Here is a 20,248-nt window from a genome sequence, read left to right as displayed (position 1 = left end):
GAGCAGTTCATTTGGCATCGATCGTTTTATGGTTAAGATGCCTTGTTTAATTTGTGTAGACACGCTCTAGGTAACTTGCAACTTGTCTGAACTGCTCGTTTGTACTTTGTAGCACCCTCCGCTAAAGCTTGCAACAAAGCGTTCGTCACAGCCTTCAAAGCCTGTGACGGCATATTTTCAGTTCCACTCTTCCATCATGAGAAAGTCCTGAATGTTCCGGTGTTTGATACCGTGTCGGCTCATATCAAACTCATCGAGAGAAACGACATACTTCGGGAAGTTATCTCGGATATTATCATACGCCCCAAACTCACGGGCAATGGTTTCTTCTGATGCCAAAAGATAAGTAACCTGAACATAGAGTTTTTCGCCACGCTTATTGCAAACGAAGTCGATCTCCTTGTCTCCGCTTCTTCCAACCGTTACATTATAGTCTCTGCGACGCAGCTCCAAGTAGACTACGTTCTCAAGGATGAGGTTGATGTCTTTTGTGTTACCGCCGAAAACCGCTTCACGGATACCGTGATCTGCAATGTAGTATTTTTCATTGGATGCGAGAATCTGCTTACCTTGCAAGTCTTCGCGCTTCACCTGATAGAACAGATAAGCATCACAGCAGTATTTGATATAGTTTAGAATTGTCTCCGGTGCGACATTACGCCGCTCACTTTTGAGGAACTTTGCAAGAGATGTTGCGGAGAACGTCGTGCCGACATTGGCCATGACATAGGAGATGATACGCTCCAACAAGTCAACATCTCGGATTTTGTTTCTTTTTACAATGTCCTTGAGCTGAACAGAGTTGAATAGATCATGTAGATACTGCTTAGACGGTGCATCTGCATAACGCAGGTTCGCAAGGTACGGCATACCGCCGGACAGAAGGTACTGCCGGAAATACTTCCGGATAGGCTCGTTGGGTGCAGTAGGACGATACAATTCCGTGAACTCTGCGAAGGAAAAGGGATAGATTACAAACTCAACATAGCGTCCACCCAAATAGGTCGTAAGCTCACCGGACAACAGATTCGCATTCGAGCCGGTAATGTAGATATCGCAGTTGAGTGTAACACGCAAGGAGTTGATACATTTCTCCCAATCCTTAACTTCTTGGATCTCATCAAAGAAGAGATAAGCCTTGTCATTGATCTCGGCAGCTCTTTTTGTGATCTCATCGTGCAACGCCTTGGCTGTTTGTAGATGGGAACAGCTCATATCTTCAAAGTTGATAGAGATAAACCGAGACGGACTGACACCGGATTCAGTGAGTTCCTGCCTGATAAGTTCTAACATGACCGACTTTCCGCAGCGTCGAATACCGGTCATCACTTTTATAAGCTCCGACCCGATGAATGGGCGGATGCGACTCATATACAATTCACGTTTAATCATGGAGACCATAACCCCCTTTCTCATAGTTGAGCATAGCTTAGCACATTTACAGATGGATTACAACGGATAAAGTGCAAATTTGAAAGTTATAACTGATAAAATATATATTTTTTGACCGTTTAAAAGTTATAAAATATGGAAGATAAGGGGGTATTCCTATTGTTTTTTTAATGGAAGAGTTTTGATCACCTATGAAATTACATCATTCTCAAACTTATGTGACGTGGGAAGATTATACTACTGAGTTTTGATCACCTATGAAATTACATCATTCTCAAACATAGAAACATTATTTAGATGGCAAGAAGTTTTGATCACCTATGAAATTACATCATTCTCAAACATAGAAACATTATTTAGATGGCAAGAAGTTTTGATCACCTATGAAATTACATGATTCTCAAACAACCTCAAACCTCAAAGTTGAAAATAAATCGTGCCATCACTACACGGATTCATAGATGTTCAATTCACTTTATTATAGCATTAATTCAAAGGGTTTAAAAGTTTTTTATCACACATAGATCATTATCGATAATGGTGATTCTCTCAAATAGAGTATGAGATCTTAAATCGAGGCTTTCGATAAAAAGAAGATGGATTTTTTTGTAATTCGAGATCTTATATAACTCCTGAAGTTCTTCTTCCTGAACAAAGAGGCCCAGATTGACAAAGATAAAAAGGGGGGTGCCCAAAACACTGTTGATCAGACTGACATAGTTCCACAGGTTTTCAAAAAATGAGGCTTCCGAGGTTTCGACCTTTGCTCCCGAGAGCTTAATCAGATCCTGAAGGTCTAAGGGATCTTTGAAAGAGAGAGGATAGTCGACCTGGTCCGCCAAGCCTTCGAAGTAGGAGGTGAGTTCTCCGACTATCCTCATGCTTTCCATATAGTTGTTTTCGTCTGATGCAAGTTCTTTGAGTGTTAATTGGATCTTTGAGAGGACCTTCTTTTGATTTACATCCAAAGAAAAGGGATCGATGATGAGGTGAGCTGTTTTGTCTATTCTAAGGATGGATTCTTCCTCGGAGAGGACAAAGGTTCCCTCTCCGGTCTCTGCCTGAAGGAGAAGCTCTTCTATCAGTTCCACTCGAAGTTTCTTATTCTCAAGGATCAATATGTTCGCTATTCCCTCAACAAATTCCAAGGGGCTATCGAAGCTCGGGTGCATTAACTTCACAATATCACCAACCTGTCATCCGTGTCGAGCACATCTTTTTTTGATTCCCCTACAATAAACTCCATTCGAGAGAATTGTTTTTCCGTAACGCTTAAGAGTTGGACCAGACCGGAGGGAGGTTTGTTTTTCCGTACATTGCGAACAATGGCATCCACGGCTGTCGTATTCAGGGCGATCTTTGAATATACGGATTCCTGCATCATTACAAAACCGCTACGAATCAAAAACTTGCGAAATTTGGTATATTCTCGTATGTCTTTTTTTGTAGTTGTGGGAAGATCAAAAAATACGAGGACTCTCATAAATCTATAGCTCATTTCTATAAAACCTTATCAAAAGGATGTCTCTTTCATCCAGGGCATCCAAGACACTTTTACAATATAATTTGATTGCGTTGTCGACCAGATGGCGTTTGTCATCGAGGATTACTTCTTGTTGGAGCATTTTTAAAACTTCGATTTTTTCCTCTCGAGAGAACACTTCCGGATTCATCTTATAGACTAACTCATCAACCAGAGGGCGAAAGGGTTCCATCAGGTCGGAGGACAGGTTAAAGTTGTTGTACATATTGTTATGTGCGATCCCAAGTTGAGTGATATATCCATTGGCGACGATCTCGCGGTTAAAGGCCGAGAGCAGGAGCGAATAGCCGAAATTAAGGGCGGCGTTGATGCTGTTATCAGCCTTTCGAGAAAAACCCATACCGAAAAGGGCATTGAAGTATACCTTGGCGGCATGCCCTTCACGGTTGGTCTCATCCCGATAGACGAGCTCGTCAAGATAGGTCTCCAGCATAAGATACTCTTTTCTGCCACATCTCTCTAAGACCTCCATCTGTTTGGTGATCTTATCTCTTACGATCTCGGTCCACACGAGGTTCTTGGTATCTTCTTCCCAGACGGCCTGTCTTCTTATCTTGGCACTTGTATCATGACTTCCGTAGTAGGACACCAATTCCGAACAGGGGTTTCTTTTTTCGTCGCAGAAGATGACCTTGATCTTGTTTTTGGTCAGCTCACAGAGGAGGTAGGCGGTGAGAGACACGGCCGTGTTTGAGATGATCAGGGTGTTGATCTCGCTAAGGTGGACTTTGGTCGTCGTGTCTCCTCTTACCTCCAAGTAATTCATCTTATAATCCAGCTTCGCCCTGCCGGATATTACAAGGGTTCTCCAACTCATAGCTTCATCAAGTCAATTTCTTGTTGGAAGAGGCCTGTGATCGACCGGTGGATGATCTTACCGCTCTTCCAGTTGGAGATATTTTTAGAGAACAGAACTGTCCCCAGTGTTTTTCCTTTTCCTATGGTCGAAAGGTCTGTAAGTACGCGATTGCACTGGAAGAAGTATAGGATCTGTCCCAGAGTCTGTACTTGAATTTCGAGAGGCAGAGACTGGAAGAGTTCTTCTCTCTCTTTAAGGACCCCCTTTTGTGCATTAAATAGGATGGAATACCTTGTATGGTCGAGTTTTTCTGAAAACACGTTGTACAGTCTCAGGTTCTCCTCTTGTGAGATACCGTCATGCTCGGTAATCGAAATTTTGTTAGCGGATTTTTTATACCGATCGATGAACTTAAGGACCTTCTTAAGGTAGAGTTCATTCTCCGGACTTAAAACAAGCTGAAGAGCATGTTGAAACAACAAATTATCATTGGATCTTCCGGTGAGATGAACGGGAGCACCGTTGATCTCAAATAGGGTGCCTATTTTTATCTTTTCGATCAGAACCTTGGGATCTGTAAGTGGTTCATTTTCTCTATGGATCAAGTATTGATTCAGTTTATCAGGATGGAGTCGGATCTCTTTGGCATAGGGAAGCAGGATACATTCTAGGCTTTTTATCCTCTTCTTGCCCTTGGTATGTTCTACCAGGCAGTAGTAAGATCCTGTTACCTTGTTATAGCCCCCATACTTTGAAATATCCTGCATCCTGGGATCTGATTTTAGAGGATGTTGACCATAGCCTTTTCTTAAAGGGTTATTTTTAAAGAGTTCTCCTTTCTCCTCATAGGAGAGTCGGGTGTATTGGATGTTGTTTTTAGCAAGGTTTCTTCGAACAGTTTCAACAGTTCCGTGTTCTCCCGGGATCCATGCAGTAATCTTTCCTGATTTGATCTCTCTTTCGAACATTGCCTTGTGATTCAAACTATAGGGTTTGTTGGAACGAATAAAGTGGATCGGGCTCTTGGTAAACTTGGTATGGTAGGCGTTTCCGACCACGATGTTCAAGTAGGCATCTTTTGCATGGTGAAGGTCATTCATTTCCCGAACCTTAAACAGACTGTTTTCCTTTCGGAAGTCGGAGATGTTTCCTGCCTTGGAGTAAACGACCTCCGTATCGGGGAGGGCTTGTCCCAGCAACTGAATCACTGCCTTGGATGACTGTCTGGTTTCCACGATTTGCCGATTGATGAAGTCTGCCAATTCTTGTTCCGAGAAAGAACTTGTTCTGGTCAAGCGTTGGTACTTCTTTGCTGAAATCAGACCTTTGTCCAAAAGAAGCTTCCAGAAGGCGGAGTTTTTTGCTTGAATAGAAGGTTCAATCGGATAGGTGTCCGATTTATCTTTGTTGAGTTTTGCCTGAACCAGGACTTTGTTATCAAGGCTGTCGTCTTTTACTCGACTTCTGGGGAAGATGTGATCGATGTCGTAGACCTTGCTTCCGCTGAGGAGTTCCCCTAGGTCAATGGACTCTCCGGAATACATACAGCGTCCCATTTGCGTATAATATAGATAGAGCCGTTCGTTTCTAAGCTGTGCATCGGTGTGGGATTCAAGTTTTTCGAGCCAATCGCCGCCTTCCTCTTTTATGGAGGAGTAGAGGGCCTTTAATTGCTCTTTGCGGGAAGTCGTACGCCTTTTTTCTCCTTCTTCCCTGGCGACTTCCACAAAGATTCTCAAAGGGTCTCTTTTGGTGATTTTACGAAGTTCTTCTACGATCTGCAGGCTCTGCCAGATACTTCGTTTGACCTTGGGAGAGACATAGAGTTCCTGCACGGTTTTATAATCCAGCTTATCATTTAGTCCAATTCGTTCCCTGTTGAATTCTTCTACGGAGGTTTTGAATCCGAAGGAAGCGCTGAGAAGCTCCATAAGGTTGAAGTTTGTTCTTCTGAGAGCTTCAATCAAGGAGAATACTTCTCCCGTTTCGTGATCCACATCCTCTATCTGTGTCAGAAAAGTCTCGGATAAACGCCCCCAGTTGGAAAATTTCAATTTGCATATCTCTTTGATCTGTTCCCCGGATAGGTGGGGATATTTCTTTAAAATCCTATTTTTGAGCATGGTTCGATCTTCCGAAAAGATCAGGACGGAGTGGATAATATCTTCGATCATTTTCTTTTCACTGTCACTGAAGTTCTCTTTGGCGAAGATCTTTTTGAACGCGATGTACGAGGTTAGAGAAGACTTGAAGTCACCGTCGATTCCCGTGAGTTCGGCTTCTCTTGTTTTGGTATGACCCTCTTTCCAAAGGAAGGTTTGAAGTTTTTTTCGAGTCACCTTCAAATGCTTTTTAAACAGCTGTTCGATAATTTGCGTTTTTACTTCCACGGGCGGCTTTTCCCCGTCGATACGAAGGTTATTGAGCTCGTTGAGGACCATAAACTCGCTGTACAGGAGGGAGTCTTTTGGAAGAACGTCCTCGTCGATAAGATAGGTACATTTGTTGGTCATCCTGCGAATAAATGTTTCGGCGCTCTGTTGGATATCGATCTTTTCTTCGAAGTTCCACGGATAAATCCTTCCTTGCACCTTACGTTCTACCCATACATTTGCACCGGAATTTTTGTGAGCCTCGTTCAAAGGTCCTACATAGTAAGGAATCCGGAAGGTCATAATCTGAAGGATTTTTTCTGAGTTGGTAAGACCGTTTTCGTCCTTTGCAGACAAGAAGGGAAGGTAGACTTCCGCCTTGGAGAGAATTTTCTTGAGTTCATACAGATGGATCTGATAGGGAACTACCGAATTGCTCTTTTCTCTTTGTTTCGGCAGGAAGGCATTGTTCTCCAGTTTGGAACCTATCTTTTGATAGTCCTTCTCCGCTTTTTTGTCCTTTAGTTTATTGAGGAGGAATTTGCAGAAATCCTCCTGACTTGCTTTGGAGTATTTGTCAGTAGAAACATAGGTTCCTTTGCTTAGTTTTCTTCCTTTTCCGAAGATATAGGCGTGGTAATTGGAATCGATGTAGTCGTATTTGAAGATCTCGTCATATACTTCCTTTTCGAAGTCCCGTTTTATCAATTGTTTAAGTTCTGCAAGATCCTCCTGATGCTCCATGTATTGATGAACCTTCGCTATGGAAATACTTTCTTCTCCGCCAAGGATCTCTTCTAAGGTCGCCCAGTCATGGAGCGCCTTTGCAGGATGGAGGATAGAGATGTATTCGGGGAGTACAATCTCGAGTTGATCGAGTTTTTCTTCAAAGGAGGAGTCCGAAAACGAAAAGTCTATCTTCTTGTCATCGTCAACATCGCTACCTAAAAAAGCCTTGGTATTCACCTTGGAACCTACTATGGCTTCTAACAAGGACTTTAGAACGGGAAAGTTCTTGGAAGTTTTTGACAGTTCAAAGAGTGCTACAATCTCTTTTTTCTTCTCCGTCTTATTTTTGGATTTGTCGAGAAGAAGGTTCTTGAGATTTTCGAGGGACGAAGCTTCGAAGGTGTAGGGAATTTCGTCATCTTCTTCGTTGTAAGAAAAATAGTCATTTACACCGAAGATAAAGTCGTTGTAGGCATTCTCGAAGGAGGTCGCCTTCTCAAGGCTCTGTCCCTCGAAGATAAAATGTCCCCTGTGTTTCAAGGTGTTGGCGATTGCGAGATAAACCAGCCTTACATCAAAGGCCTCATCCGACTTCATCAGCTCGACCTTAAGGTGGTTGATGGTGGGAAACCTCTTGTGATACTCCTTATCCGAAAAACCTTCATCGTTAAACAAGGAGTTTTTCTGATGTTCCTGTTTATCTTCCACGTAATACTTACTGTCTTTCAATCTCTGAAAAAACTTGGGATCGACCTTTTGGATTTCCTCAAAGAAGATCTCCTGTAACCATTGGATCCGTTGGTTTCTTCGAGCGAGTCGTCTTCGTGCCGAACGGTTTGTGCGACGTTCTGCAGCGGTGTTTCCCTCGTTAAACAAACGAACTCCCCACATCGCCTTTTGGTTAAACTTTAAAACATTGTAATTCAAATCTGTAAGAGCCCAGCCTACGGAAGAAGTTCCGATATCCAGACCTATGTAGTAGTCCCCAAAGATTGCTTGCTTTCCCATAACATTAATCTCCTTTCTTGAAATAAGGGGTTGCCTGTGAGCATAGAAATTGATTTTTGCAGGAAAAGTTTGAGCTCATAGGGGAGAGAAGAGACTTGCTCGCACTATTCTCCATTTCGATTTCAGGAATGTCCGATGTACAAATTGTTATCTATGAAAGTTTAGATGGGTATTGATAAGCGTACTCTATAAATACTTCCATCGACATTGTATAATTCTGTAATATCCGCCTCGTCCGTTTTCGGAAAGTGTGTCAAGAAGAGATCGAGTCAAATATATTGTAATAGACTTATTATATTTATAATATTATTATTAGAGAGAATGTCAACCAAAAAGGACAGGTTTGCAAAAAAAAACTTGCTTTCGCAAGTTAGCCACACAATGTGGAGTCCCGGAGGACGATTAGAATAAATTTTTATTTGAACTTATGATGTAATCTCATAGGTGATCAATTGAGATTAACTTTATTCTATAAGAAATTATAAATTTTGTCAACAATAAACTTTTGTAAAATAATATAAAAAAGAGATGTAGAAGTATTATACAGAAGGGGATCTACACAAATTAAATAAGACATCTTAACCATAGAACGGTAGATGCCAAATGAATTGCTCCAAAAAAGTAGAAAACGATGTTTGCATAATGTGTATAGACCCCTCGCAACTGTTCTAACTTCAAACAGGTATTCTCAACAAGATGGAGATACTCATAAAGAGCCTTATCCTACTTCCATTTGGTCGTTTGATTTCTCTTCGGAAGAATGACCGCGAGAACCGGTTCTTACGATTCATAGTCAGGGGTTGACAAACACTTTGTTATCGTTTTGGGTCTTCGGGTTTATTTAGGAAACACTGGAGGTAATACTATTTTCAATAGAACGATTGTCATATCCGTTCTGCAACGAAGAAAATTTGTTTTATCTCCTAACGAAGTACAAATCTTCCACATCAACATTTCCAATGAAGAGTTGTATCAAAGGGGTAATAGCGGTACTTGAAAAAAGGATGACATGAAATTCATGCCATCCTTTTTTGACGAGGGTTATCTGTTTGCCATAATTACTTTGATTTCATCTTCATTTAGACCTACCATCGCTTCACCCAATCCCTCTTGTGCTTCCGCAACTGCCTTGGGATCATTATAATGTTTGACAGCATGTACAATTCTCTCTGCTCGAAGCTTGGGATCTCCGCTTTTGAATATTCCGCTTCCGACGAAGACGCCTTCCGCTCCCAGATGCATCATAAGAGCCGCATCTGCGGGCGTTGCGACACCTCCCGCCGAGAAATTCAATACGGGAAGTTTTCCGTTTTTATGCACATACAGAAGCAAATCGTAGGGAACTTGAAGTTCTTTGGCTTTTGTAAAGATCTCATCGCTCTTTAAGCTGTGTACCATCCTGATTTGGCTTTGAATTGTCCTCATATGATAAACGGCTTGAACGACATCTCCCGTACCCGCCTCTCCTTTTGTACGGATCATCTTGGCACCTTCTTGGATTCGTCTCAAGGCTTCCGACAAATTTCTGGCACCACATACAAAGGGAGTTGAAAATTCTGTTTTGTCAATGTGGTGTTCCTTATCGGCGGGTGTGAGTACTTCGCTTTCGTCGATAAAGTCGATATCGATGGCTTCCAGAATACGGGCTTCTACAAAGTGACCGATTCGAACTTTTGCCATTACAGGGATATTTACACTGTCCATAATCTCCTTGATCATCTTGGGATCGCTCATCCGAGATACTCCTCCCGCAGCACGGATATCTGCGGGAATACGTTCCAATGCCATAACGGCAACAGCCCCTGCTTCCTCTGCGATTTTTGCCTGTTCGGGAGTCGTAACATCCATAATAACTCCTCCTTGCAATCTGTTGTAAATATCTTGAAATCTCATAGCAATTTCCTCCTTTTTGCTTTGTTTTAACTCAACATAGACATAATAGGAGATATTTGGTACCATGAAAAGCGACAAAAGAAATAAAAAATAAGGGTACAGAAATAAAGGAGGGGAAACACGTCTATGAGAGAGAAAAATCCTTTGTATGTGGATATTTATCAGGATATCAAACAAAAAATAGAACATGGTCACTACAATGAAGGGGAGAAGCTCAGTTCCATCAGAACTTTTTCAGACACTTACGGAGTGAGTAGAAATACAATTATAAAAGCGTTGCAAGAACTTGAGTTGGAAGGTTTTATCAAGGCGGTTGAAAAAAGCGGATTCTATGTTTTGGACATGGAACATCTGTATCCCCAAAAAAGAAAAACAGATAGGAGACACAAGAGCTGTTACCCGAATCGAAGTGATTATAAGTTGGATTGCTCTCATAATGCCATCGCTCATCAAAAGCTACCGATTTCGACGATGCAAAAGTTGTATCGTGAAGTTCTGGCACAGGGAGATTATAACTTTGTTTACCATTCTCATCCCCAAGGTAAACAGGAACTTCGATATGCCATTTCAAGGCATTTGAAACAGAGTAGGGATATGGAAGTGGATGAAAACTGTATCGTTGTAAGTGCAGGAATGGAGTATCTGTATCAAATCATCCTTCAACTGATCGAAAAAAACTCTATTTTCGGAATAGAAACTCCGGGCTACGATGTACTTCCTTCTATGTTGGAAATGAACGGTTTTGCTTATCTTGAAGTTCCCGTTGATGAAAACGGACTCAATGTAGAGGTGTTGCACCACACAAATGTCAATATTCAGGTTGTTACACCCTCTCACCAATTTCCTACCGGTTGTGTAATGAATATCGGTCGAAGAAAAAAACTCATTGAATGGGCGAAGGGAGAACGGTCAAGATATCTGATCGAGGACGATTACGATGGGGAGTTTAAATACAGCGGGAAACCGATACCGACTCTATTTTCGATGGATGAGTACGGTAGAACCATTTACATGGGTAGTTTTTCCAAGACCATTGCACCTGCGATGAGGATAAGTTACATGGTACTTCCCAAAAGTTTAATGAAGGTATATAGTAAGAAACTCCCTTTTATGAGTTGTCCCGTTTCAAGTATACAGCAGGAATTTCTTACAAGGTTTTTAAAAGAAAATTACTATCAAAGACATATCAATAGGATGAAATATTACTACAAAAAAATACATCAAAGCCTTAAGAGGGAGCTTATGAAGTATGAGATTGTAGAGAGCATTTCCACAACGGAAATAGGATTGCATATCGCGGTCAGTCTTTGTGTTTCGGAGGATGAGGAGGAGGTTGTGAAGAGATTAAGGGAACAAGGGATCCTTATTTCGGGAATGAAAAGCTTCGATAGACACGGATATTATCACAGACCGACTTTGCTTTTGGGCTTCGGGGGGATGGATCCGGAAACAATGGAAGAGGACATATCGCATATGATGCATATTATAGATCAAGGGAAAGAATGTAAATTTTAAGATCTGAGCAAACACCGCACAAAGGTAAAGTTCAAATTTTTCTTCGATTTAATAAAACACAAAGGGTTGTCATATCAATACTTTTAAGAATGTCATCCCTCATACAAAAGAGATTGTATGATGATTTTTCGAATTATGCGGTGTTTTCTTATCCTTTTGAACAGTTACGTTATATAGTCTTGTGCTGTGACCGGTCAGGAGTTTTCAATGTTCTTTTTGTGGTTTTTATGCTACCATAAATAAGTATCTGCAACCAAGGATGGGTGTCAGATCCATTGTTTCAACAGAAGAAAAAATGCCAAGAGAGGAGGAGATTGTGTTTGTTGGGGCAAAAGTGTGCAAACTGCGGTTATAAGATGAATTTTACGGAGTCTGTGGTTACAAATATTCTAAAGATCTTGGGAGATGTTTTTGAAAGCTCACCATCAAAAGCTGTAGGGATGAATACAGTATCCAATGCCAATAAGTTGAAATGTCCTAAATGCGGGGAGTACGGCAGATGGATAAGAGAAGATGAGGAATGATGAAAGAGGACTTTCTTTCCTGATAACCGAAAAACACCGATATTGCTTTTAAGGGCAAGGTCGGTGTTTTTCGTGTTCTTTGAGGAAAAAAAGAAGTTGTGTTTGCTTTCTTTTGTGGTTTGGCAATTTAAAATGTGAAACTTTGGATAAAACCTGTCTTCGTTGTGCAGGTTCTGCACAACGAAGATGTTTTATATTTGAAGGAGGAAGGTTTCCCGAATTTCAACGGAAGTTGAAGTTGCGGGAAACGATCATATGAAAATAAGCACTTGAAACATTTTTGTTTGAACTGTTTGTATCGGCACGTTTACTGAATCCAATTCTATCAATAAGGAAAGGGTGTTACGCATTTATGGAGCAGATATTCTCTTGGTTCGATCGGTTTTTGGTATGCTCTGATCACTGTTTTGTACTCTGTTGCAAGAGGACGGCTACAAAATCCGAGGACCGGATACAAACGGAGTTCTTCTTGAAGTTCAAAATAATTCTGCTCCTAATTAAAAGGAGGATCATCCTGCTTGATTATGTTTATCGAAATATCTAAATCCTCTGCTTATATCTTAACATATTACAGAAAATAGGTAAGTCATTTTTCAAAATTTCCACAAAAATGTAAGACAAGGGATATAAAGTATATAATTATGAAATAAAACATTAATATTAGGTGAAATTGAAGGAGAAGGGAGGTTTTTTTGAGGGAGGAATTTTGGAAACCGTGTTGTATAGGAGATATTACGCATTTGTTCTTATTCTATGGAGGATAAATTACCGATATACATAGGTACCGATCTTCGATAAGAGTAGGGGCATTCTCCTTGAGGCTCATAGCAAAGCGTTTCGGGTCTGAAGAGGATAAAAGCTTGAGATATCAAAGGTTCAAACGGATTGAGATAGACAACGAATGATACTGTAATCTATTAGAGCAGGCAGGTTGAAGGCTTTTTGGAGCATGTCATCCTTCAAACGGAGGATAGTAGTATCGTTCATGAAGTGCAACTCATAGATGTCTATTACTCGAGGAATAATAGTATCGCAGATACAAAAAAGGATGAGGTCTGTGACTTCATCCTTTTAAGAAAATCTCGATCTTAGATTTGTTTCAATTTTAAGAACTCTTCCTTCAATACGGGGATGACTTTGAAAAGGTCTCCTACGATGCCGTAGTGTGCCACCTGGAAGATGGGAGCATTCGGATCGTTGTTTACCGCTATGATAAGGTCGGAGTCCTTCATTCCTTCGGTGTGTTGAAGCTGGCCCGAGATTCCGAAGGCAAAATAGATCTTCGGAGAGACCTTTTTTCCTGTGGAGCCTACCTGGTAGTCGTAGTGCATCCAACCTGCATCGACCAAAGGTTTGGTGCAGGCCACCGCTCCGTTTACGGCTGCTGCAAACTCTTCAATGATTGCGAACTTGTCCTTGCTTCCGACACCCTTACCGCCGGCAACGATGATATCGGCAGTTTCCATATCAGGACCTATGGTTGCTTTTTGAGCTTCCTGAATAATCTCAAGAACCTTGGTACGGATGTCCTCTTCCGCCATTTCGATCTTTTCGTCAATGACAACTCCGGTTCTGGAGGAGTCGGGAGTGTTTCCGCGGAAGGTTTTGTTTCCTACGGTTCCGATCTTGGGGAAGGTGCTTGTAATAATGGTGGAGAACAACTTGCCGTCAAAGGTGGCTCTTTCCCAGAGGAGCTCGCTCTTCTCCTCGTTGAAATACACATCGGTACAACCTGCTACAAGGCCGAGTCTTCTTCTTGCACTGATCCTTCCACCCAGGTCCTTTCCGTTTGAGGTTGCGCCGATCATAATTCCGAATGGATGATACTTGTCGATCAGGCTGTTGAGTACGAAGGTAAAGGAGTCGCTTCTGTAGTGCTCGTATTCTTTGGCGTCGACGTTGATTACTTCATCCGCTCCGTATTCGATCAGGGTTTTGGTAATGTCGGCATTTTGGTATCCGATCAAAACCGCTACGAGTTTTTCACCTTTTTCATCTGCAAGAATCCGTCCTTTTCCCAAGAGTTCCAAGGATACGTTAAGAGGTTTTCCTTCGTGTTTTTCCACAATTACCCATATATTTTTATGCTCCATAACAGTCTCCTTTATCCAATCAATTTTTCAGAAATCAATATATTCATCAGTTTTTTTACGGAAGCTTCTTCCGACTCTTCTTCAATGATAACACCTTTGTCGAGCAAGGGAGGTGCAAACACGCTTGATACTACCGTGGGCGAACCTGCTTTTCCGATCTTCTCCGGGTCCGCTTTGATGACTTCTGCGGTCAGCATCAATTCTTCCGCCTTGAGTTCCGACATATTGATTCCCAAAGCGGGTTTTCTCGGCTCGGAGGAGTTTCTGGTTACGGATATGACGACAGGATAGCTGCTTTCCACCTTTTCGACGGTATTGTTGGTTTCGCGATAGCCGATGATTTTTTCGTCGGTCGCCTCGATTTGTTTTACGTAGCTGATTAGAGAGTAGCCCATCATTTCTGCGATCTCGGGTCCTACCTGACCGGTATCTCCATCGGTCGCATAGCTTCCTGTAAAGACCACATCAAAGTCTCCAAGGTATTTGATGGCGGAAGAAAGGGTATAAGAGGTTGCCAGTGTATCCGAGCCTGCAAACGCTCTGTCACTGACGAGATAAGCCTTGTCCGCGCCGAGGGCGAGGCATTTTTTCAAACTTTTCTCCGCATCGGGAGCACCCATGGTAATGACGGTAATGTGAGCACCGAACTGATCCTTGAGCTTTAGCGCCTCTTCCATAGCGTGCCTATCTGCGGGGTTGATGATGCTCGGAACGCCTTCGCGAATGATATTGTTTGTTTCTCTGTCAATCTTGACATGAGAAACGGATGGAACCTGTTTGATACATACTAAAATATCCATAAAATCCTCCTTGGTGGTGTGAATTTAAATTTTTTTCAAAAACTACTCTTATTATATCCATATTTATGAGTTTTATTCAAGAATAATCGAAATCAATCAAGAAAAATTTTCACAAGAAAAACGATTTTTTCAAAGAGGAGACGGGCTTATTTGAACGGCCTTATACTAACGGTTGGAAGAGAATGTTGATGTAACTATCTGTCGAAAAATGCCCTTTCATCATCGAGTTCGATGCAAATAAAAAGAACTTGAAATAAATGGGTGCTGCCTCATTGCATTGCTTCTTCTGCACACGAAGGCAGGTCTTATAGGATTCTTTCTTTGAGGTGTTGATGTAGATGATTTGCACTTCGTTAGGGGGTAAAATAAATAGTCTTCATTGTAGGATGATAGGACAGTAGTTCTGTCGAAGAACAGTATCATAAGATTCTCCGATAGAAGTGAGGTTATATCCGTTTGGAAACTACAAACATTCGTTTCCTCTTTCATGCAGTACAAATCGGCATAATCCGTAAGTCAAATAACGGGTCGAATCAGATATGCACAGGGGTTGTTGTTGGGGGATATAAGGCGGAATCCGGAAAAAACTCTGTCTGATAGGGATGATTTTGCCTATATGGAGTTGTAAAAAATTTAACAATGAAGTAATATATTCATATGATAACGGTTATCATTATAGAGAGAGGAGGGCTTTGTTTGATAGATGAGAAGGAAGTAGCGAGGATTATGGAGATCAAAGAGATGAACTTTTTTGGAAGGGAGCAGGGCTATCTTGTTTTTGACGGAGGAGAAGGGCGAATGAAGATCTATGTAGGCGAGCTGTTTAAGGGAGTCGTCCTTCTTATCACCGACTATTTCGGTGTCGATATCTATCATCGGGGCAAAAAGGATGTCGATTTGCAGAATTTAAACCTTTCCTACTGCTTGGAGGGAAGGATGGAATGGCTGTGGGGAAACAACAGGTACACTTATCTGGCAAAAAACTCTTTTATGCTGGACACCTCTCCCTTGAATGTGAATGAATTTTGTTTTCCGATGGGAAAACTACGATGCCTGACTTTCAGTATCGATGTCCCCGAACTTCCCGCACAAACAAGAAAACTCTTCTTGGAGTTCGGCATCGATATCGATGAAATCTATAAGAAGTATTATGAAAAGGAACCCTATGTGATTAGAGATGATGAGGAAGTAAACCGTATGTTCGATCCGTTTCGGTTTGAATTTTCGTTCGATCGAGAACTGTACAAGATAAAGCTTCTGGAAGTATTGCTCTTTATACAGAGATCGGCAGACAAGGCTCTGAAACAGATGAGTTATTATCGTAAGGCCCAGACCGATAAGATAAAGGAGGTCCGAGACTGCATGGTGAGCGATTTGTCCAAGCATTATACCATTGAAGAACTCTCACAGAGATTCAACCTGGCATCTACTTCCTTAAAGAAGATGTTCAAGGAAATTTATGGTACCTCTGTCAACAAGTATCTGATAGCCTACAAGATGGAGGAGGCGCAGAGACTTTTGATATCATCCGAGCTTTCAATTACGGAGATAGCCGGTCGCTTGGGATATGCGAATACAAGCAAGTTTTCCAAGACCTTTGGCGATCTGCAAGGAATGACTCCCAGCAAATTCAGGATGTTTCACAAAATGTGCGGAAAAGGGAAATAAGCGATAAAACAAACATAAGAACACCTCGTAGAACTCGAAAAAGCGTTCTAATGCTATTCTCCAACAGAAGTGCGGTTATATCTACTTTATGACTACGAATATCTGTGGTATCTTCTGTTGATACTATTACCCGTTGCATTGCCCGGTTATCTGTATGAGTATGTTTCAACACAGGACTCGGGTATGAAAGTGAAAAACAAAGAACGATAATTCTGCTCTCGAGAGCAGGCAAAGCTTGCGATCGATTGAAAAATAGGTGGAAAAATGGACACCTTACATTGGAAGAAAAGAAGGAGGTTGTATGAATACTTACAAAAAATTATTGAACTATACTCCGGAGATGATGGGTCATGCCTATTTGTCGATATTGTTTTCGGTAGTCTCCACCGTACTCACGGTCTTGCCCTATTGGTATCTGTGGAAGTTTTTGAATGAACTCATCGTGCAACAGAATTTTGAGGGCAGCTACCGGTATGCGACACTCATCGTCGGATTGATGTTGCTCAATGCCTTGGTTTACTTTATAGCTCTTTGGTTTTCGCATCTTCTGGGTTTTCGGTTGGAGACCAACCTACGCAAGAAGGGAATCAGGTATTTGATGAAGGCCTCGTTTTCATTTTTCGATGTCAATCCTTCGGGAAAGGTCAGAAAAATTATAGACGACAATGCAGCGGAGACCCATATGGTGGTGGCTCACTTGATACCGGATACGGTTGCGGCCTTACTTACCCCGATTTTGATGATTATCCTGATTTTTTTTGTCGATACGGTATTGGGCACCTTATTCGTTTTGGTAACCTTGACAGGTTTGTTTCAGATCAAGGGGATGATAGGCAACAAGGAGTTTATGAGCAAGTATATGGAAGCCTTGGAAAGAATGAATGCCGAAGCGGTCGAATATATCAGGGGAATGCAGGTACTCAAGATCTTTCGTACGACGGTTTATTCATTTAAGAGTTTTTATGAAGCGATCGTCGGTTACTCCAGCTATGCTCTTGATTATGCATTGAGTTGTAGGAGGCCTTATGTGTTGTTTCAGGCACTGTTCAACATCTTTATCATATTTATTCTCCCGTTTTCCTACCTGTTAAGTCTCGGTGGAGAAGAGCCGGAGGTCGTCTTGACTAAGATCATTTTCTATGCCTGCTTTGCCGGGATCATGTTTACCTGCCTGATGAGGGTCATGTATGTGGGGATGTATCATTTTCAGGCAAATCAGGTCGTAGATAAACTGGAAACTCTCTTCGAGGATATGTGCAGAGACAATATCGATCATGGGGATGTTTGTGAGTTTAAGAGTTTTGATATTGAATTTCGTAATGTTTCCTTTAGCTACGGCGAGGAAGATGTGCTTAAGGATCTGAGTTTTAAGCTGGAACAAAACAAGACCTACGCTCTGGTAGGCTCTTCGGGTTCGGGGAAGTCGACGATAGCCAAACTGATATCGGGATTTTACAAGATTCGGGAAGGCAGGATCCTGATAGGAGGAAAGGATATTGAGGACTACTGCGAAAGCACTCTGATGAGTCATATCGCCTTTGTCTTTCAAAATGCAAGGTTGTTTAAGAAGACGATCTATGAGAATGTCCTCATAGGCAAGGAAGGGGCGACATATGAGGAGGTAATGTCGGCGCTTAAAAAGGCGAGGTGTGAAGACATTCTCGACAAGTTCCCCGAGAGGGAGAATACCTTGATCGGTTCCAAGGGCGTGTACCTCTCGGGAGGAGAGATCCAAAGAATTGCGATTGCCAGAGCCATCCTCAAAGATGCCGATATCATCATTCTCGACGAGGCATCGGCTGCCGCAGATCCCGAGAATGAATATGAGATCCAGCAGGCCTTCTCCAACCTTATGGAGAAAAAAACCGTTATTATGATCGCACACAGATTGAGCTCGATCCGTAAGGTGGATGAAATCCTGCTCATCGATGGAGGTCTTGTTGCAGAACGCGGCTCTCATGAGGAGTTGATGAACAAGGGCGGACAATACAAGAGGTTACAGGGATTATTTTCTAAGGCGAACGATTGGAGGGTCCATGATTAAGAAGATAAAAAATATATATGCACTCACGGATAGCGGTGCTCGAGGGCTTGTGAGGGCAGCCTTTTCATGTTTTTTGATGTATGCTTCGTTTATCCTGCCTATGATGTTTTTGATGTACTTTGTGCAGAGGTTTATGGAAGGTTCGTTGCCTTCGCGCTCCTCGTTGATCATCGGGATTGTTCTTATCTTTGTATTGATGTATGCAGTGCTTCATTATAATTATAATATGTTGTTTACACAGACCTACCGAGAGAGTAGGGAGCTTAGGATAGAGATCGCACAGATCCTGAAAGATCTGCCCCTATCTTATTTTTCCAAACATGATCTCTCCGATCTCTCTCAAACCGTTATGAAAGACGTTGCGGACATTGAACATGCGATGTGCCATGCCATCCCGCAGGCGATCGGTTTTGCCTTATATATGTTTGTGCTATCGGTAATGATGCTTGTCGGGAATGTTAAGTTGGGGCTTTGTGTTCTGCTTCCCGTGGTGTTGAGTTTCGTCCTTCTCTTCCTGTCCAAAAAGGCACAAATCCACTATACGACCAAGTTCTATCACAAATTGAGGGAAAACTCGGAGAGTTTTCAGGAAGCGATCGAGTTGCAACAGGAGATAAAATCCTACGGACAGATCGATGCGGTGGGCGAGGAGTTGAAACGACGGATGGAAGACTCGGAGAAGGTCCATATCGTATCGGAGGTATTCCAGGCAGTGCCGGTGACGCTCTCAAGCTCGGTTGTACGTTTTTCTCTGGGACTTACAGTTTTTTTCGGAACCATCCTCTATATGAAAGGTGAGGCTCCCCTGCTCTATATTCTGGGATATATGATAGCGGCCGCCAAAATTGGTGACGGGGTGATGGGGCTGCATATGAATATTGCAGAACTTATGTACATCGATGCACGGATTCAAAGAATAAAAGAACTTAGAAATACTCCGGTCCAGAAGGGAGAGCCTGCGGAAATCTCCCGTTACGACATCGAATTCAAAGAGGTCGAGTTCTCCTATACGAAGGAAAAGAAGGTCATCGACAAGATCTCCTTCATAGCAAAGCAGGGAGAGGTAACCGCCCTGGTGGGACCTTCGGGCTGTGGAAAGACCTCGGTATTAAGGCTGATGTCGAGATTGTACGATTATGACGAAGGGCAGATCCTTATCGACAACAAGGAGCTTTCTACGATCGACACGGACAGTTTGTTTGAGAAGATTTCGATCGTCTTTCAGGATGTATCGCTGTTTAATACTTCCGTGATGGAGAATATTCGCATCGGTAAGAAGAATGCAAGCGATGAAGAGGTCGTTCGGGCGGCAAAGCTCGCAAATTGTCATGAATTTATTGAAAAACTTCCTGAAGGATATCAGACTTTGATCGGGGAGAACGGAAGTAAACTCTCCGGAGGAGAACGACAGAGGATATCGATTGCCAGAGCGATCTTAAAGGATGCGCCCATCATCCTTCTCGATGAGATCAGTGCCTCCTTGGACGTGGAAAACGAGATGAAGATTCAAGAGAGTCTCAACAAACTGATTGAGGGTAAGACCGTTGTCATCATCTCTCACAGACTCAAGTCAATCGAGAAAGCGGATAAGATCATCGTGATGAACGACGGACGTTTGGACTGCGAAGGGACACATCAACACCTTTTGCAACATTCAAACCTCTATCGTACAATGATAGACAAATCCGATATCACGGAAAACTACGTCTATTAGGTCGATACCACATAATTCAAAAATCAGTTTTATACAAAGGATGAAATTCTTGGAAACATTGATATAACAAACCTTTGTGTTTTATAAAACCGAAGAGAAATCAGAAGTTTGCCTTTGTACAGGGTTTTCCTTAGGAGCAATTGCGTATCATTCG

The 20,248-nt window shown here is 42.1% G+C and carries 13 protein-coding genes; 5 read left to right on the top strand and 8 right to left on the bottom strand.

The genetic code is table 11. From position 1 onward, the window contains the following. Positions 1-177 precede the first annotated feature (177 nt). The 6 genes from ACFO4R_RS11045 to pdxS all read right to left on the bottom strand — a co-directional run bounded on the left by ACFO4R_RS11045 (position 178) and on the right by pdxS (position 9,736). Entirely contained in the window at positions 178-1,392 is a 1,215-nt protein-coding gene (locus ACFO4R_RS11045) for an ATP-binding protein (RefSeq protein WP_379789203.1), read from the bottom strand. A gap of 500 nt (positions 1,393-1,892) precedes the next feature. Beyond that, complete coding sequence (csn2, locus tag ACFO4R_RS11040) at positions 1,893-2,564, bottom strand: type II-A CRISPR-associated protein Csn2 (protein WP_379789205.1); 672 nt, start codon at positions 2,562-2,564, stop codon at positions 1,893-1,895. Between the two features lie 5 nt (positions 2,565-2,569). Further along, positions 2,570-2,890, bottom strand: a complete 321-nt coding sequence (gene cas2 / locus ACFO4R_RS11035) for a CRISPR-associated endonuclease Cas2 (protein WP_379789201.1) — start codon at positions 2,888-2,890, stop codon at positions 2,570-2,572. Then, entirely contained in the window at positions 2,880-3,752 is an 873-nt protein-coding gene (gene cas1, locus ACFO4R_RS11030) for a type II CRISPR-associated endonuclease Cas1 (protein ID WP_379789199.1), read from the bottom strand. Before cas1 ends, cas2 begins: the two co-directional genes overlap by 11 nt. Further along, on the bottom strand, positions 3,749-7,843 hold the full coding sequence (gene cas9 / locus ACFO4R_RS11025; protein ID WP_379789197.1) for a type II CRISPR RNA-guided endonuclease Cas9: 4,095 nt from the start codon (positions 7,841-7,843) through the stop codon (positions 3,749-3,751). The genes cas1 and cas9 overlap by 4 nt, the downstream gene beginning before the upstream one ends. Positions 7,844-8,884: 1,041 nt before the next feature. Beyond that, positions 8,885-9,736, bottom strand: a complete 852-nt coding sequence (gene pdxS, locus ACFO4R_RS11020; protein WP_379789196.1) for a pyridoxal 5'-phosphate synthase lyase subunit PdxS — start codon at positions 9,734-9,736, stop codon at positions 8,885-8,887. A gap of 126 nt (positions 9,737-9,862) precedes the next feature. Between pdxS and pdxR the strand changes: the two genes are divergently transcribed. Continuing rightward, a complete protein-coding gene (gene pdxR / locus ACFO4R_RS11015) occupies positions 9,863-11,251 on the top strand; it encodes a MocR-like pyridoxine biosynthesis transcription factor PdxR (RefSeq protein WP_379789195.1) in 1,389 nt (462 codons plus the stop codon). 320 nt (positions 11,252-11,571) lie between these two features. Beyond that, a complete protein-coding gene (locus tag ACFO4R_RS11010) occupies positions 11,572-11,775 on the top strand; it encodes a hypothetical protein (protein ID WP_379789194.1) in 204 nt (67 codons plus the stop codon). A gap of 1,088 nt (positions 11,776-12,863) precedes the next feature. Here the strand turns inward: ACFO4R_RS11010 and ACFO4R_RS11005 are convergent. Next, positions 12,864-13,868, bottom strand: a complete 1,005-nt coding sequence (locus ACFO4R_RS11005; RefSeq protein WP_379789192.1) for an electron transfer flavoprotein subunit alpha/FixB family protein — start codon at positions 13,866-13,868, stop codon at positions 12,864-12,866. 11 nt (positions 13,869-13,879) lie between these two features. Then, positions 13,880-14,668, bottom strand: a complete 789-nt coding sequence (locus ACFO4R_RS11000) for an electron transfer flavoprotein subunit beta/FixA family protein (protein WP_379789191.1) — start codon at positions 14,666-14,668, stop codon at positions 13,880-13,882. A gap of 696 nt (positions 14,669-15,364) precedes the next feature. On the opposite strand from ACFO4R_RS11000, the gene ACFO4R_RS10995 reads away from it, so the two are divergent. The 3 genes from ACFO4R_RS10995 to ACFO4R_RS10985 all read left to right on the top strand — a co-directional run bounded on the left by ACFO4R_RS10995 (position 15,365) and on the right by ACFO4R_RS10985 (position 20,094). After that, positions 15,365-16,336, top strand: coding sequence for a helix-turn-helix domain-containing protein (locus ACFO4R_RS10995; protein ID WP_379789190.1), 972 nt, complete (start codon positions 15,365-15,367; stop codon positions 16,334-16,336). 301 nt (positions 16,337-16,637) lie between these two features. Beyond that, positions 16,638-18,380 (top strand): ABC transporter ATP-binding protein, encoded by a 1,743-nt coding sequence (locus ACFO4R_RS10990; protein ID WP_379789189.1) that lies wholly within the window; start codon positions 16,638-16,640, stop codon positions 18,378-18,380. After that, entirely contained in the window at positions 18,373-20,094 is a 1,722-nt protein-coding gene (locus ACFO4R_RS10985) for an ABC transporter ATP-binding protein (protein WP_379789188.1), read from the top strand. The genes ACFO4R_RS10990 and ACFO4R_RS10985 overlap by 8 nt, the downstream gene beginning before the upstream one ends. The last annotated feature ends 154 nt before the right edge of the window (positions 20,095-20,248 follow it).

This window comes from Filifactor villosus (assembly GCF_042652965.1).
GTDB classification, from domain to species: Bacteria; Bacillota; Clostridia; order Peptostreptococcales; family Filifactoraceae; genus Filifactor; species Filifactor villosus.
Note: the sequence above shows the minus strand (reverse complement) of the source record. Positions and strands in the feature narration are given on the sequence as shown.

Excerpts from the sequence above, each read along its gene's own strand:
- ACFO4R_RS11045 (WP_379789203.1), bottom strand. The coding sequence starts at position 1,392 with ATGATTAAACGTGAATTGTATATGAGTCGCATCCGCCCATTCATCGGG.
- csn2 (WP_379789205.1), bottom strand. The coding sequence starts at position 2,564 with ATGCACCCGAGCTTCGATAGCCCCTTGGAATTTGTTGAGGGAATAGCG.
- cas2 (WP_379789201.1), bottom strand. The coding sequence starts at position 2,890 with ATGAGCTATAGATTTATGAGAGTCCTCGTATTTTTTGATCTTCCCACA.
- cas1 (WP_379789199.1), bottom strand. The coding sequence starts at position 3,752 with ATGAGTTGGAGAACCCTTGTAATATCCGGCAGGGCGAAGCTGGATTAT.
- cas9 (WP_379789197.1), bottom strand. The coding sequence starts at position 7,843 with ATGGGAAAGCAAGCAATCTTTGGGGACTACTACATAGGTCTGGATATC.
- pdxS (WP_379789196.1), bottom strand. The coding sequence starts at position 9,736 with ATGAGATTTCAAGATATTTACAACAGATTGCAAGGAGGAGTTATTATG.
- pdxR (WP_379789195.1), top strand. The coding sequence starts at position 9,863 with ATGAGAGAGAAAAATCCTTTGTATGTGGATATTTATCAGGATATCAAA.
- ACFO4R_RS11005 (WP_379789192.1), bottom strand. The coding sequence starts at position 13,868 with ATGGAGCATAAAAATATATGGGTAATTGTGGAAAAACACGAAGGAAAA.
- ACFO4R_RS11000 (WP_379789191.1), bottom strand. The coding sequence starts at position 14,668 with ATGGATATTTTAGTATGTATCAAACAGGTTCCATCCGTTTCTCATGTC.
- ACFO4R_RS10990 (WP_379789189.1), top strand. The coding sequence starts at position 16,638 with ATGAATACTTACAAAAAATTATTGAACTATACTCCGGAGATGATGGGT.
- ACFO4R_RS10985 (WP_379789188.1), top strand. The coding sequence starts at position 18,373 with ATGATTAAGAAGATAAAAAATATATATGCACTCACGGATAGCGGTGCT.